Consider the following 14,008-nt stretch of genomic DNA (forward strand, 5'->3'; position numbering starts at 1 on the left):
GCCAATTATGCGCATCGATGAAAAAGAGATAGATAATATTGTTAGCGGTAAACTTAATATGGCAGATGATTTTTTTAAAAAAACAGAGATCATTTCCTTTTATCCATAGTGAGACTTTAATTTTGCGGTGGGCAAGGGAAATATTAAAATTAGTCACGTAACGAAACTACTGATATCATTGTGTCCCGGCCAGGGTCAAGATTTTTTTATCTGGATATCGGCCGATGATCCCAACGAATAGAATCGGCATATCGAAAAAAAAGCCCGCGCCAGGCGGGCTAAAAATACTGGAAGTAATGTGAGCAATGTCGTGCTACTTAGCGGCAGAGCCACCGACAAGCAGCGCGATAATAATAATCATTCTCAATAACACTTGTAAAGAGGTTTATTGAGAATTTTTCTCATTCCCGCAGAAGCGGTGAGTATATGTATCCTGATTGCTGCGCTTGTCTCCCCTGGATGAAAAAAAAGCATTTACCACCGCAAACTTTGGGTACAGGCAGAGTGTGGGTTACACTAAGTTTACTGCCTGAAATATCAGAAGAGTTATGCGCAAATTATTCCCTCTATTGCTTCTCGCCCTGAGCGTGCTGAGTACACCGGCCTGGTCCTCCTCGCCCGGCGATATTCGCCAGAGCGGCTTCGTGTATTGTGTAAATGGCGTCATCAATACGTTTAACCCACAGTTGGCCAGCGGTGGGCTGGTGGTAGACACGCTGGCGGCGCAGCTCTACGACCGACTGCTCGACGTCGATCCTTATACCTACCGCCTGATCCCGGAGCTGGCGGAGAGCTGGGAAGTACTGGATAGCGGCGCGACCTACCGTTTTCACCTGCGTCAAGATGTCCCTTTTCAGCATACCCCGTGGTTTACCCCGACGCGGCCGATGAATGCTGATGATGTGGTGTTCAGCTTTGGGCGCGTATTTGACCGTCATCATCCCTGGCATAATGTTAATGGGGGCAACTACCCGTACTTTGACAGCCTGCAATTTGTCGATGCGGTACAGAGCGTGAAAAAGCTGAATAATCGCACGGTGGAGATCCGCCTTAACAGCCCCGATGCCTCCTTCCTGTGGCATCTCGCCACGCACTACGCTCCGGTGCTGTCAAACGAATACGCCGAACGGTTAACCAAAGTTGACCACCCGGAACTGCTGGACCGCCAGCCGGTCGGTACGGGGCCGTTCATGCTTAATGACTACCGCAGTGGGCAATATATTCGCCTGCAACGTCACGATGGCTATTGGAAAGGCCAGCCACGTATGTCACAGGTCGTGGTGGACATCAGCGCGGGCGGTACCGGGCGCTTATCAAAACTGTTAACCGGGGAGTGCGACGTACTGGCTTACCCGGCGGCAAGCCAGCTCTCAATCCTGCGTGATGACCCGCGCCTGCGCCTGACGTTGCGCCCGGGAATGAATATCGCCTATCTGGCATTTAATACCCGCAAGGCGCCACTCGACAATCCAAAGGTACGCCAGGCACTGGCGCTGGCCATCAATAACGAACGTTTGATGGCTTCAATCTATTACGGCACGGCCGAAACGGCCGCTTCAATTTTGCCGCGTGCCTCATGGGCTTATGATACGGAGGCGCACGTCACTCCTTACAATCCGGCACAGGCGCGTCAAGAGCTTCAGGCGCTGGGAATTGACAACCTGCATCTGACGCTGTGGGTTCCCTCCGCTTCGCAAGCCTGGAACCCCAGCCCGCTGAAAACGGCAGAGCTTATTCAGGCAGACTTGGCACAAGTCGGCGTCACGGTCACCATCGTGCAGGTGGAAGGTCGTTTTCAGGAAGCAAGATTAATGGAGATGAACCACGATCTGACGCTAACCGGTTGGGCCACCGACAGTAATGACCCGGACAGCTTTTTCCGCCCTCTGCTCAGTTGCGCAGCCATCGCCTCACAAACTAACTATGCGCACTGGTGCAATGTCAGTTTTGATGGCCTGCTGCACAAAGCGCTACTGTCGCAGCAACTGGCAAAACGTATCGACTATTATGACCAGGCGCAGATGATGCTGGCACAGGAGTTACCGGTACTGCCACTCGCCTACTCTCTGCGCCTACAGGCTTACCGCTATGATATAAAAGGACTGGTGCTCAGCCCGTTTGGAAATGCTTCATTTGCCGGTGTTTACCGCGATGATGGCGAGGAGAAATCACGGTGATTATCTATAGTCTACGCCGCTTAGCGCTGTTTGTTATCACGTTATTTATGTTAACACTGCTGGGCTTTAGCCTGAGTTACTTTACCCCGCAAGCACCGCTACAGGGGGCCTCCCTGCCGGATGCCTGGATGTTTTGGTTTAAGGGGATTTTGCATCTCGATTTTGGCGTGTCCAGTATTAACGGTCAGTCTATTAACCAACAGCTTCGTGAAGTGTTTCCGGCCACGCTGGAGCTTTGTCTGATGGCCTTTACGCTGGCCCTGACAATCGGCATCCCGCTAGGTATTGTTGCCGGAGTCATGCGTAACAAATGGCAGGATAAGGCCATTAGTACGCTGGCGTTATTAGGCTTTTCGTTACCGGTTTTTTGGCTGGCACTGCTGTTGACGCTGTTTTTCTCGCTAAATCTAGGCTGGCTACCGGTTTCAGGACGTTTTGACCTGTTATATCCGGTGAAGCATGTTACCGGGTTCGCGCTAATCGACGCGTGGCTCTCTGATTCGCCGTGGCGTCGTGAAATGGTCATCAGCGCATTGCAACATATGGTACTGCCGGTTATCGCACTGGCGGTCGCTCCAACCACCGAGGTGATCCGACTGCTGCGTCTCAGCACGCGGGATGTAATGCAACAAAATTATGTCAAAGCAGCATCAACGCGCGGGCTGTCGTTAATGACCATTATTCGTCGTCACGTTTTGCATAACGCATTGCCCCCGGTGATCCCCCGCCTGGGCTTACAGTTTTCCACCATGCTGACGTTGGCGATGATCACTGAAATGGTGTTTAGCTGGCCAGGATTGGGACGCTGGCTGATTAATGCTATCCGACAACAGGATTATGCAGCGATATCTGCCGGGGTGATGGTGGTTGGTGGGCTGGTCATCGCCGTCAACGTGCTATCCGATATTTTGGGTGCCATGACGAACCCGCTGAAACATAAGGAACTGTATGCCATCCGATAATATCTATTCCGAGAGGCGACCACCCAGTCCACTCCGCCATACCTGGGGACTGTTTTATCGCGATACCACCTCGATGATTGCCTTTTACGCCTTTGCGGCCCTGCTGCTTTTGGCTGTTTTTGGGACTTTGCTGGCACCTTACGATATCGATCAACAGTTCCTCGGTTATCAGCTGCTGCCGCCGTCATGGTCACGTTATGGCGACGTCTCTTTTTTTCTCGGCACTGATGATCTGGGCCGTGACCTGCTTAGCAGGCTGTTATGTGGGGCGACACCGACGGTAGGTTCGGCGATTATCGTGACGCTGATTTCCGCCTGCTGCGCCATGCTGATCGGAGTGATGGCCGGGCTAACGCACGGGCTGCGTTCGGCGGTACTTAACCATGTTTTGGACACCCTGCTGTCGATACCTTCGCTGCTGCTGGCGATCATTGTTGTGGCGTTTATGGGGCCAAAGCTGGAGCATGCCATGCTGGCAGTCTTCCTCGGCCTGCTGCCTCGTTTGGTTCGCGCTATTTACACTGCGGTACACGATGAGCAGGAAAAAGAGTACGTGGTGGCCGCTCGTCTTGACGGTGCCAGCAGCTTTCAGATCCTGCTTTATGCCATTTTACCGAATATCCTTGCGCTGCTGGTCACCGAGTTCACCCGCGCCCTGTCGATAGCCATCCTGGATATAGCCGCTCTCGGTTTTCTTGATCTCGGCGCACAGCTGCCTTCTCCCGAATGGGGGGCGATGCTCGGTGACTCTCTTGAACTGATTTATGTCGCTCCCTGGACCGTCATGTTACCTGGCGCCGCCATTATGCTCAGTGTACTCATTGTCAATCTGCTGGGTGACGGGGTGCGGCGCGCTATCGTTGCTGGAGTTGAATAATGCCGCTACTTGATATTCGCAATCTGACGATTGAAATTATGACGGCCGAAGGTCCGGTCAAGGTGGTGGATCGCGTCAGTATCACGCTGACAGAAGGGGAAGTGAGAGGTCTGGTTGGTGAGTCGGGTTCGGGGAAGAGTCTGATCGCTAAGGCTATCTGCGGCGTGACTAAAGATAACTGGCGCATTACCGCCGATCGGATGCGCTTCAACGATATTGACCTGCTGCATCTCTCGGCACGCGAACGCCGCAAAATCGTCGGTCATAATGTGTCGATGATTTTCCAGGAGCCGCAGTCGTGCCTCGATCCTTCAGAAAGTATCGGCACCCAGCTGAAACAGGCCATTCCAGGCTGGACATGGAAAGGCCGCTGGTATCAACGCATTCACTGGCGTCACCGGCGCGCGATTGAACTTCTGCACCGCGTGGGGATTAAAGATCACAAAGATATCATGAGCAGTTTCCCCTACGAGTTAACCGACGGGGAGTGTCAAAAGGTGATGATTGCCATTGCGCTGGCAAACCAGCCCCGGCTGCTGATCGCGGATGAGCCGACCAACGCGATGGAGCCAACCACCCAGGCGCAGATTTTCCGCCTGCTGGCGCGCCTGAATCAGAACAATAACACCACCATTCTGTTAATCAGCCACGACCTGCAAATGCTTAGTCAATGGGCAGACAGAATCAACGTGATGTATTGCGGGCAAACGGTGGAAACCGCATTCAGCGACGAGCTGATTAGTGCGCCTCATCATCCTTATACTCAGGCGTTGATACGTGCGATGCCGGACTTCGGTCGTTCGCTGGCGCACAAAAGTCGTCTGAATACTTTACCGGGCGCTATTCCTTCTCTTGAGCATTTACCGATTGGATGTCGTCTTGGCCCGCGTTGCCCCTACGCGCAGAAAACCTGTATCGAAACACCGCGTTTGGCTGGGTCCAAAAATCATCTTTTTGCCTGTCACTTTCCGCTGAATATGGAGAGCCAATAATGGGTGAAACACTGCTGGAAGTGCAGAATCTGAGTAAAACCTTTCGCTACCGTACCGGACTGTTTCGACGCCAGCATGTCGAAGCGGTAAAAGATGTTAGTTTCAGCCTGAGTGCGCGTCAGACGTTGGCGATTATCGGAGAAAATGGCTCAGGCAAGTCGACGCTGGCAAAAATGCTCAGCGGCATGATCGCCCCGTCTGATGGCGACATATCCATTGACGGTCGGAAGCTGGAGTTTGGTGATTATGCCTGGCGTAGCCAGCGTATCCGCATGATTTTTCAGGACCCCTCGACATCGCTTAATCCTCGTCAGCGTATCAGCCAAATTCTCGATTTTCCGCTACGTCTTAATACCAAGTTGGAGAGCGCAGAGCGTGAAAAACGCATTATTGCCACGTTACGCCAGGTCGGTCTGCTGCCCGATCACGCTTCCTATTATCCGCATATGTTGGCACCGGGTCAGAAACAGCGTATCGGCCTTGCGCGTGCGCTGATATTACAACCCCAGGTGATTGTTGCCGATGAAGCGCTAGCCGCACTGGATATGTCCATGCGCTCACAGCTGATCAATTTGATGCTGGAGTTGCAAGAGAAGCACGGCATAGCCTATGTCTATGTTACCCAGCATCTGGGCATGATGAAGCATATCAGCGACCAGGTGCTGGTGATGCATCATGGTGAAGTGGTAGAGCGCGGAGCCACAGCCGAGGTGCTTGCCTCGCCTCAACACGAACTGACTAAACGCCTGGTTTCAAGCCATTTTGGCGAGACGTTGCATCCTGCACCAGGACACTAAAACAGGCAAATACATAAATAAAACTCACGCCCGGTCATTTTCTGCCGCGATACCCTCTGTTGCCAGCCGGATAAATCTGGAGGGTTGCCGCCACTGATGGCAACCCTCCCCCCTTCCGGCGCCAGCCTATTCTGCTGGCAAAGTTGTCAGCAATCAGCGCTGTATTTCTCGCCGCTTATACCTTCCAGCTATTTGATAGTACCGATGATTATTTCTTTCGGCCAACGGCTTGCGTCAGGATAATTCAGCCATTCAGGCCCGCTTGTCAGATGCGCGTCGCAAAGTGCCTGCGCTGCGTGCACGTTAACCCGAAAAGGAAAGCTTATGGAACAGCGCCGCTTTACCGGTAATAGCTGCTGGTATCACGAAACGCAGACCAGCCTGCCCGCACAGCGTGCACCGCTGGTTCCCGAAGCTGCAACAATTGAAGACCGTTTTCTGCTTGGTCTGGCCGAAAGAGTAGAGGGGGAAATCAAATCCATTTTGCAACAAAACCGCCCCGTTCTTCGGGCTTCCCAACATCTTTATCAGCTTCTCTTCCCTGCTCTGTTGCCCACAACGCTTAGCCACACGCTTACACTATACGATCGTCTTAGCAGCGCATTGACGGTAGCACAGGTCGCGGGCGTACAGCGCTTATGCAATCATTATGCCGCCAGACTTCATCCGTTGCCGGGGCCAGACTCCTCGCGAGAAAGCAATCATCGTCTGACGCAGATCACGGAATTTGCCCGTCAGCTTGCTACCCAGCCAACGTTAATTAATGCCGTCACGGTGCAGCGTTTGGATGATGTTGGCCTGAGCGCACCCGATATTATCAGCATGAGTCAGGTTATCGGTTTTGTCAGTTATCAGGCGCGAGTGGTGGCGGGTATTCACGCCCTGCTGGCGCTACCGGTACGCTGGATGCCTGGCGTGAATGTGCCTCCCGATGCCGACAGCACTCTTTTCACCTCCATAGTCGACTGGCAACCCCTGATCACCCCGCTGGAAATGCGCTATGCCGCTCCCGATCAGCTGGATGCACTGGCTCACTGTCAGCCGCTCAACGAATTGCAGGTCGCTGCGCGACTGTTTGCACATGATGCAAGAACACTGTCAGGATGGAGCCATCTGCTGGACAGCCTGGCCGACGAGCGCCATCACCCGCAGTTCGCCCTTGCCGCAGCAGTCACGGCACGTATTAACGGCAGTAGCATCTGCTTCAATCGTTATCCGGCAGGAACATTGCGTGAAGCATTAAAGGAGAGCGTCCAATGCGCATTAGGCGCTGCCGATAAGCAACAGCAGGCGGTCATTCAGTTCGCCGCCCATCTGACGCGGACACCGGAGCGCGTCGGCCAAGCGCATATTCAGCCGTTGAGGGAAGTGGGCCTGAACCTGACAGAAGTATTCGGCATTATCCTGAGCGTGGCCGTGAGCAGCTGGTGCAACCGCCTGATGCAGGGGCTGGGAACCAGCAGTAACCATTAGCTAACTCATTAGACAACGGCGTACCTCATCAAAGAAATGCTGTGCCAGCGGTGTGGCACGCCCGGGTTCAGCAATCACTACGGCTCCCTGCCTTGACATCGGTGGTATCACCACGCGACAGCGTTGCACATCGCTGGGCATCGGCTCTGACAGATGACCGACCGGTGAAATCAGGCAGCCAAGCCCAACCTGCACGCCTTGCAATAGCTGAAATACAGAGGTTGTTTCCAGCACCACGCGCAGAATGAGGCCCGCATCACGGAAATGGTTGTCAATGTAGCGACGAAAATAGCGCGTCGGTTCAGCGAGACACAGCGGCAGTCTGGCAATATCCACCAGTTCCAGTGAGGTCACACCCACTAACTGCGGAAAATAGTGTGGATGGTACAGCAGTTCCACCCCTCGATCCGCCAGCATCTCTGCCTGAAAATGCAGCTCGCGCAACGTTGCCGGTTCAAAAAAGCCGATTCCAGCATCGACAGTATGGCTGTTAAGTGCTTCGAGCAGCTGGTCGGCGCTAAGCACCGCGACACGATAGTCAAGCTGTGGATAGCGCTCAGTGACCGCTTTAAGAATGACCGGTAGAGAAATACTGCACTGCGGGACCACGCCGATACGCAGTGTACCACCGGCCCCATGTTTCAGTGATTCTACCTCCAGTTTAAGTCCCTGATAAACAGAAACTATCTCACGCGCCCATGACAAGACCCGCTCACCTTCCGGGGTGAAACCGTCAAAGTTGTTGCTACGGTTGATCAGCGACAGCCCTAATTCACGTTCAAGGTTTTTCAGACGCATTGAAAGCGTAGGCTGACTGACAAAACTGGCCTCGGCGGCACGGCCAAAATGGCGTTCACGTTCCAGATTACAAAGGTAGATCAGTTGCTTAATATCCATAGGAATTCTATTTCAGTCAGTCAAGTAAGCTTCCCGGTGACGCCATCAGGTGACAATTCGCGCCGTCTTTACCAGGGAGGAACACAAATTATGCGCACGTCATCCAGTATACCCAACGCGGTTGAAGCGAAGAGCTAATTTGCTGATGATGAATCCGTACAACTTGCTGTTTTTCCCAATTGCGTGATAAACGCGACTTATCGCACCATCTTCGCAATCAATTAGACAATGTCCCTCTTTCGCCGCAGACTTGCAAAAAAGAGCGCTATAATTTTTAACAAAAAATCAATATAAGCCTGCGAGATTATGAAATTTAAACAAGCCATTAAGCCATACCAGGCCGCTGCGGGCGGCTGGGGTTCGCTGGAAGCTACCACCCGTTTCGTCTTCGACAGCAAAGAAGTGTTAAAAAACATGCGCAATCTAATGCGCATGAATAAGGCAAAAGGCTTTGACTGCCCCGGTTGTGCATGGGGTGATGATAATAAAAGTACTTTCAGCTTCTGCGAAAACGGCGCGAAAGCGGTGACATGGGAAGCCACTCGTCGCCACATCGGTGCTGAATTTTTTGCGCAGCACAGCGTATCGGCTCTCTATCAACAAAGCGACTATTTCCTCGAGTATCAGGGTCGCCTTACCGAACCCCTGCGTTATAACCGCGCGACCGATCGCTATGAGCCGATTGACTGGGAAGAGGCATTCGCACTCATCGCGTCTCATATTAACGCGATGGACAATCCTGACCAGATGGAGCTTTACACCTCCGGCCGTGCCAGTAATGAAGCATCATGGCTGTATCAGCTGTTTGGCCGCATGAACGGCAGCAATAACTTCCCTGACTGTTCCAATATGTGTCACGAGGCCAGCGGCACGGGCCTGAAACGCAGTATCGGCGTGGGCAAAGGGACGATTCGTCTTGATGATTTCGACCATGCCAATGCCATTTTTGTCTTCGGTCAGAACCCCGGAACAAACCACCCTCGTATGCTGCACAGCCTGCGCCATGCCGCCGATCATGGCGCAAAAATCGTCGCCTTTAACACCCTGCGCGAACGTGGGCTTGAGCGTTTCGCCGATCCACAAAAGCCGCTTGAAGTGGTAACGAGCAAATCGGGTACCATCAGTTCGAGTTATTACCAGCCGAATTTGGGTGGGGATATGGCGGCAGTGCGCGGCATGGTTAAAGTGTTGGCTGAAAACCATCGTGCACGTATCGCGAAGGGTGAACAGGGTCTTTTTGATGAAGCCTTTATCCAGGCCAATACGGAAGGAGTCAGTGCCTATCTTGCGATGGTCGATGCCACCGGCTGGCCGCAAATTGTTAAACAGTCCGGTCTGAGTGAACAGCAGATCCGTGAAGCGGCGGCAATTTATCAGAGCGCGGATCGGGTCATTTGTACCTGGGCAATGGGCATTACCCAGCATAAGCATTCCGTAGATACCGTGCGCGAAATCGTTAACCTACAGCTACTGTTTGGCCAATTGGGCAAAAAAGGGGCCGGCCTGTGTCCCGTTCGAGGTCACAGTAATGTGCAGGGTAATCGCACGATGGGGATTGACGAAAAGCCCTCTAAGGCGTTTCTTGACAGTCTGGCAGAACACTTTGCTTTCACCCCACCGCGTGAAATCGGTCACAACACCGTCCAGGCGCTGGAGGCCATGCTACGTGATGAGATCAAAGTTCTGATCGCGCTTGGCGGCAATCTTGCGGCAGCCGCACCTGACAGCCCGCGCACTGAAGAAGCGCTAAAGCGCTGTGGCCTTACGGTACAAATCAGTACCAAGCTGAATCGCAGCCACCTTTGCCCCGGTAGTCTGGATGCCCTTATCCTGCCGACGCTCGGACGTACAGAACAGGATATTCAGGCCAGCGGACCGCAGTTTATCACCGTTGAAGACTCTTTCAGCATGGTACATGCATCAGAAGGCGTCGGTAAGCCCATCGCCACGACCCAGCGTTCTGAAACCTGGATTGTGGCCGGAATTGCTCATGCGGTTCTGGGCAGCGAGAAAGTGGATTGGCTCGGACTGGCGGATGATTACAATAAAATCCGCGATCATATTGCCGCGACCATCCCAGGCTTTAACGATTTTAATGCCCGCTGCGATATTAAAGGCGGTTTCTATCTGGGCAATGCCGCCGCCGAGCTGCGTTTTAATACCCTTAATGAAAAAGCGCAGTTTAGCGCGGCGGCCCTGCCCGAGACGCTTTTCCCACAGCTGGATGTTGAAGTCCCCTTCACTCTGCAAACCCTGCGTTCACACGATCAATACAACACCACCATCTACGGGCTGGACGATCGCTATCGCGGTGTCTATGGCCAGCGAGAAGTGCTGTTTATCAATCCCGAAGATTTAGCGAAACTGGGTTATGCCGCTGGCGATGATGTCGACATTGAAACCCTGTGGAATGATGGGATTACCCGCAAGGTAAGCGGCTTTAAGTTGGTTCCTTATGCTATTCCGCGCGGAAATCTTGCCGCCTATTATCCGGAGACGAACCCGCTGGTTCCTCTTTCCAGCTTTGGCGATGACAGCGGTACGCCGACGTCAAAATCGATTCCGGTTAAAATCACCCTGTCGCCTGCAATAAACGGGCTACGCATCGCCTGATCATGCAGGGCTTTTTACTTGCCGTGGAGCGGTTAATCGCGTAAAACTGTCTGCCGCTCTTAGGCCACGAAAATTGTTGAAATTATGTTCCAGGATAACCCGCTGCTCGCGCAGCTCAAAGAGAAGCTCCATTCCCAAACGCCGCGCGTTGAGGGTGTGGTAAAAGGTACTGAAAAAGGTTTCGGCTTCCTGGAAGTCGATGCGCAGAAAAGTTACTTTATTCCCCCTCCGTTCATGAAAAAAGTCATGCACGGTGACCGTGTAAGTGCGGTTATTCAAAGTGATAAGGATCGTGAAGTTGCCGATCCGGAAACGCTGATTGAACCGTTCCTGACGCGGTTTGTCGGCCGTGTGCAGAAGAAAGACGACCGCCTGTCGATTATTCCCGATCATCCTTTGCTGAAAGATGCCATTCAATGCCGCTCCGAGCGTAATGTGAAGCATGACTTTCAGGCTGGCGACTGGGCGGTTGCTGAAATGCGCCGTCATCCGCTGAAAGGCGATCGCACCTTTTATGCCGAGTTGACCGAATTTATTACCACAGCGGAAGACCACCTGGCTCCGTGGTGGGTTACGTTGTCGCGCCATAATCTGGAGCGCGAAGCGCCGGATGTGGCGACGCCACAAGAGATGCTGGATGAGCAGCTGGAGCGTGAAGACCTCACTTCTCTGCCGTTTGTCACTATCGACAGCGCCAGTACCGAAGATATGGACGATGCGCTGTTTGTGGAAGATGCTGGCAACGGCATGCTGAAACTGATCGTCGCCATCGCTGACCCTACCGCCTATGTGCCGGTAGGCAGCAAGCTGGATGCCGCTGCGGCTGAGCGTTCTTTCACCAATTACCTGCCCGGCTTCAATATCCCGATGCTGCCACGCCAGCTGTCGGATGATATCTGTTCACTGCGCCCGCATGAACGCCGTCCGGTACTGGCTTGCCGCATCACCATTACCGCAGATGGTACACCAGACGATGTCCAGTTCTTCGCCGCATGGATCCAATCACATTGCAAACTGGCGTATGACAACGTTTCCGACTGGCTGGAAAACGATGAAGCAAGTGCCTGGCAGCCTGAAGATGAGGCAATTGCCCATCAGATCCGCCTGCTGAATCGCCTTTGCCTCGCGCGCAGCGAGTGGCGGCAGTCGCACGCCCTGGTGTTCAAAGATCGTCCTGACTTCCGCTTCCTGCTGGGTGAGAAAGGCGAAGTGCTGGATATCATTGCCGAACATCGCCGTATTGCTAACCGCATCGTTGAAGAAGCTATGATCCTCGCCAACATTTGTGCTGCCAGCGTGCTGCGCGACAAGCTGGGCTTTGGTATCTATAACGTCCACCTCGGTTTCGACGAAGTGAATGCCGAGCAGGCTGCCGCCGTGCTGGCTAATCACGGCGTCACCGCTGACCCGCTGGCGATTGCCACGCTGGAGGGTTTCCGCCATCTGCGTCGTGAGCTTGATGCCCAGCCGACTCAGTTCCTTGACAGCCGTATTCGCCGCTTCCAGTCCTTTGCCGAAGTCAGCACCACGCCAGGCCCGCATTTTGGTCTCGGCCTTGAGGCATATGCGACATGGACTTCTCCGATCCGTAAGTATGGCGACATGGTTAACCACCGCCTGCTGAAAGCCATTATCAAAGGCGAACAGTGTGCGCGTCCTGCCGATGAACTGACGCTGAAGATGGCTGAACGCCGTCGTCAGAACCGTATGGCGGAGCGCGATGTCGGCGACTGGCTATATTCACGTTTCCTGCAGCAAGCGGCCGGTAGCGAACAGCGTTTCAGTGCTGAAGTGATCGACGTTTCCCGTGGCGGTATGCGTGTCCGCCTTCAGGAAAACGGCGCCGTGGCCTTTATTCCAGCCCCATTTATTCATGCCGTGCGTGATGAGATGGTGTGCAGTAATGAAAATGGCAGCGTTCAAATCAAAGGTGAGGTGGCGTATCGCGTGACTGACCTGATTGAGGTGACCATTGCTGAAGTACGCATGGAAACCCGCAGTATCGTGGCACGTCCTGTAGCCTGATAGCCTCAGGCGGGATAGTTTTTACTGTCCCGCCTGAATATTTCCGACCGGTTCGCCACGGCGGTTAATTTTGACCGTACCACGCATTCTTTCCGTGTTTACGCTGATGATGTTTATCCAGCAGCGCCTGATTAATCGCCGGAAGACCGGGCGTCAAATGCTGACTGAATATCCCCATGTAGGCCACCTCTTCCAAAACCACCGCACTCTGCACCGCTTCCTCTGCACTACGTCCCCAGGTAAATGGCCCGTGAGCGTTAACCAGAATTGCCGGGACTGATAACGGATCAATGCCGCGCTGCCGCAGTGTTTCAATGATGACCTGTCCGGTTTGCCATTCGTAGCCATCGACTATCTCATCATCACGCATTCGGCGTGTACAGGGGATGCCGCCGTAAAAGTCATCGGCATGGGTGGTGCCCCATGCCGGAAGATCTTTTCCAGCCTGCGCCCAGATAGTGGCGTGCCGCGAATGGGTATGCACAACCCCGCCAATCTCAGGCCAGGCAAGATAGAGTGCGCGATGGGTTGCCGTGTCGGAAGACGGCCGCTTACTGCCTTCTATCACCTCCCCGCTCCCCAACGCCACCACCACCATATCGTCACGCTGCATCGTCTCATAACTCATCCCGGAAGGTTTAATCACCATTAACCCTTGCTGCCTATCTATCGCACTCACATTGCCCCAGGTAAAGGTGACAAGACCGTGGCGCGGCAAGGCCAGATTCGCTTCCAGTACCTGCTGTTTTAGTTGTTCCAGCATGATGTTCTCTCCGTTATGACATCCGGTCATTGTCGATGGCGTAAGGCCGATCGGGTATGGAGAGATTGGCTGGATCGCGGCAATTTCCCGCTGACAACGGCTGTAGGAGCATTCCCATACCGATCCCTAAAGGATAAGAATACGCGGCAGGGTTTAAGCGCTGTCCAGAAGTTTGCTGGCAATCGCATCATCAAAGCAATTCGGTTCGATTGCAGGTAAGCCGGTCAAAAAAAATCTTCATTCAGTAAGCTATGCTTTAAGCATCTATTATCGGCAGTCTGGCAACCTTGCTATGGCTGCACGTTCTGTCGCAAAAAAATATCAAAATCACCTGGGGATACTATTTCCGGGTGGGCATTGTCATGACAATCCCCGTGCTGTTTGTCACGCTGGTAGCACTGGCGTTTCGTCTGTCTTTCAGTTTGTGATGAG

The 14,008-nt window shown here is 53.5% G+C and carries 10 protein-coding genes and 1 pseudogene; 9 read left to right on the forward strand and 2 right to left on the reverse strand.

What is annotated here, in order from left to right; translation table 11 throughout:
• Positions 1-548: 548 nt before the first annotated feature.
• The 6 genes from sapA to EPIR_RS09455 all read left to right on the forward strand — a co-directional run bounded on the left by sapA (position 549) and on the right by EPIR_RS09455 (position 7,278).
• The gene (gene sapA / locus EPIR_RS09430; protein WP_023655145.1) at positions 549-2,177 is read left to right on the forward strand and encodes an ABC transporter substrate-binding protein SapA; all 1,629 of its coding nucleotides are present in this window, start codon (positions 549-551) and stop codon (positions 2,175-2,177) included.
• Positions 2,174-3,139, forward strand: coding sequence for a putrescine export ABC transporter permease SapB (gene sapB, locus EPIR_RS09435; RefSeq protein WP_023655146.1), 966 nt, complete (start codon positions 2,174-2,176; stop codon positions 3,137-3,139). Before sapA ends, sapB begins: the two co-directional genes overlap by 4 nt.
• A complete protein-coding gene (sapC, locus tag EPIR_RS09440; protein WP_023655147.1) occupies positions 3,126-4,016 on the forward strand; it encodes a putrescine export ABC transporter permease SapC in 891 nt (296 codons plus the stop codon). Before sapB ends, sapC begins: the two co-directional genes overlap by 14 nt.
• A complete protein-coding gene (sapD, locus tag EPIR_RS09445) occupies positions 4,016-5,008 on the forward strand; it encodes a putrescine export ABC transporter ATP-binding protein SapD (protein WP_023655148.1) in 993 nt (330 codons plus the stop codon). The genes sapC and sapD overlap by 1 nt, the downstream gene beginning before the upstream one ends.
• Entirely contained in the window at positions 5,008-5,805 is a 798-nt protein-coding gene (gene sapF, locus EPIR_RS09450) for a putrescine export ABC transporter ATP-binding protein SapF (RefSeq protein WP_023655149.1), read from the forward strand. Before sapD ends, sapF begins: the two co-directional genes overlap by 1 nt.
• Positions 5,806-6,129: 324 nt before the next feature.
• Positions 6,130-7,278: a CMD domain-containing protein gene (locus EPIR_RS09455; protein WP_023655150.1), complete on the forward strand. Its 1,149-nt coding sequence runs from the start codon at positions 6,130-6,132 to the stop codon at positions 7,276-7,278.
• Here EPIR_RS09455 and EPIR_RS09460 read toward each other — a convergent pair whose 3' ends face one another.
• The gene (locus EPIR_RS09460) at positions 7,279-8,175 is read right to left on the reverse strand and encodes a LysR family transcriptional regulator (protein ID WP_023655151.1); all 897 of its coding nucleotides are present in this window, start codon (positions 8,173-8,175) and stop codon (positions 7,279-7,281) included.
• A 306-nt stretch (positions 8,176-8,481) separates the two neighbouring features.
• On the opposite strand from EPIR_RS09460, the gene EPIR_RS09465 reads away from it, so the two are divergent.
• Both EPIR_RS09465 and EPIR_RS09470 read left to right on the forward strand, forming a co-directional pair.
• Entirely contained in the window at positions 8,482-10,788 is a 2,307-nt protein-coding gene (locus EPIR_RS09465; RefSeq protein ID WP_023655152.1) for an FdhF/YdeP family oxidoreductase, read from the forward strand.
• Between the two features lie 84 nt (positions 10,789-10,872).
• Positions 10,873-12,813, forward strand: a complete 1,941-nt coding sequence (locus tag EPIR_RS09470; RefSeq protein WP_023655153.1) for an exoribonuclease II — start codon at positions 10,873-10,875, stop codon at positions 12,811-12,813.
• A gap of 64 nt (positions 12,814-12,877) precedes the next feature.
• Here EPIR_RS09470 and EPIR_RS09475 read toward each other — a convergent pair whose 3' ends face one another.
• Positions 12,878-13,576, reverse strand: coding sequence for an L-ribulose-5-phosphate 4-epimerase (locus EPIR_RS09475; protein ID WP_023655154.1), 699 nt, complete (start codon positions 13,574-13,576; stop codon positions 12,878-12,880).
• A 269-nt stretch (positions 13,577-13,845) separates the two neighbouring features.
• Here EPIR_RS09475 and EPIR_RS18230 point away from each other — a divergent pair.
• A pseudogene (locus EPIR_RS18230) lies at positions 13,846-14,004 on the forward strand (ArsB/NhaD family transporter); the annotation flags it as partial.
• Positions 14,005-14,008 lie beyond the last annotated feature (4 nt).

It is taken from the genome of Erwinia piriflorinigrans CFBP 5888 (assembly GCF_001050515.1).
Classification (GTDB): domain Bacteria; phylum Pseudomonadota; class Gammaproteobacteria; order Enterobacterales; family Enterobacteriaceae; genus Erwinia; species Erwinia piriflorinigrans.

What these genes read in the sequence shown, in the direction of transcription:
- EPIR_RS09475 (WP_023655154.1), bottom strand. Translation starts at nt 13,576, where the DNA reads ATGCTGGAACAACTAAAACAGCAGGTACTGGAAGCGAATCTGGCCTTG.
- sapC (WP_023655147.1), top strand. Translation starts at nt 3,126, where the DNA reads ATGCCATCCGATAATATCTATTCCGAGAGGCGACCACCCAGTCCACTC.
- EPIR_RS09460 (WP_023655151.1), bottom strand. Translation starts at nt 8,175, where the DNA reads ATGGATATTAAGCAACTGATCTACCTTTGTAATCTGGAACGTGAACGC.
- sapF (WP_023655149.1), top strand. Translation starts at nt 5,008, where the DNA reads ATGGGTGAAACACTGCTGGAAGTGCAGAATCTGAGTAAAACCTTTCGC.
- sapD (WP_023655148.1), top strand. Translation starts at nt 4,016, where the DNA reads ATGCCGCTACTTGATATTCGCAATCTGACGATTGAAATTATGACGGCC.
- EPIR_RS09465 (WP_023655152.1), top strand. Translation starts at nt 8,482, where the DNA reads ATGAAATTTAAACAAGCCATTAAGCCATACCAGGCCGCTGCGGGCGGC.
- sapA (WP_023655145.1), top strand. Translation starts at nt 549, where the DNA reads ATGCGCAAATTATTCCCTCTATTGCTTCTCGCCCTGAGCGTGCTGAGT.
- EPIR_RS09470 (WP_023655153.1), top strand. Translation starts at nt 10,873, where the DNA reads ATGTTCCAGGATAACCCGCTGCTCGCGCAGCTCAAAGAGAAGCTCCAT.
- EPIR_RS09455 (WP_023655150.1), top strand. Translation starts at nt 6,130, where the DNA reads ATGGAACAGCGCCGCTTTACCGGTAATAGCTGCTGGTATCACGAAACG.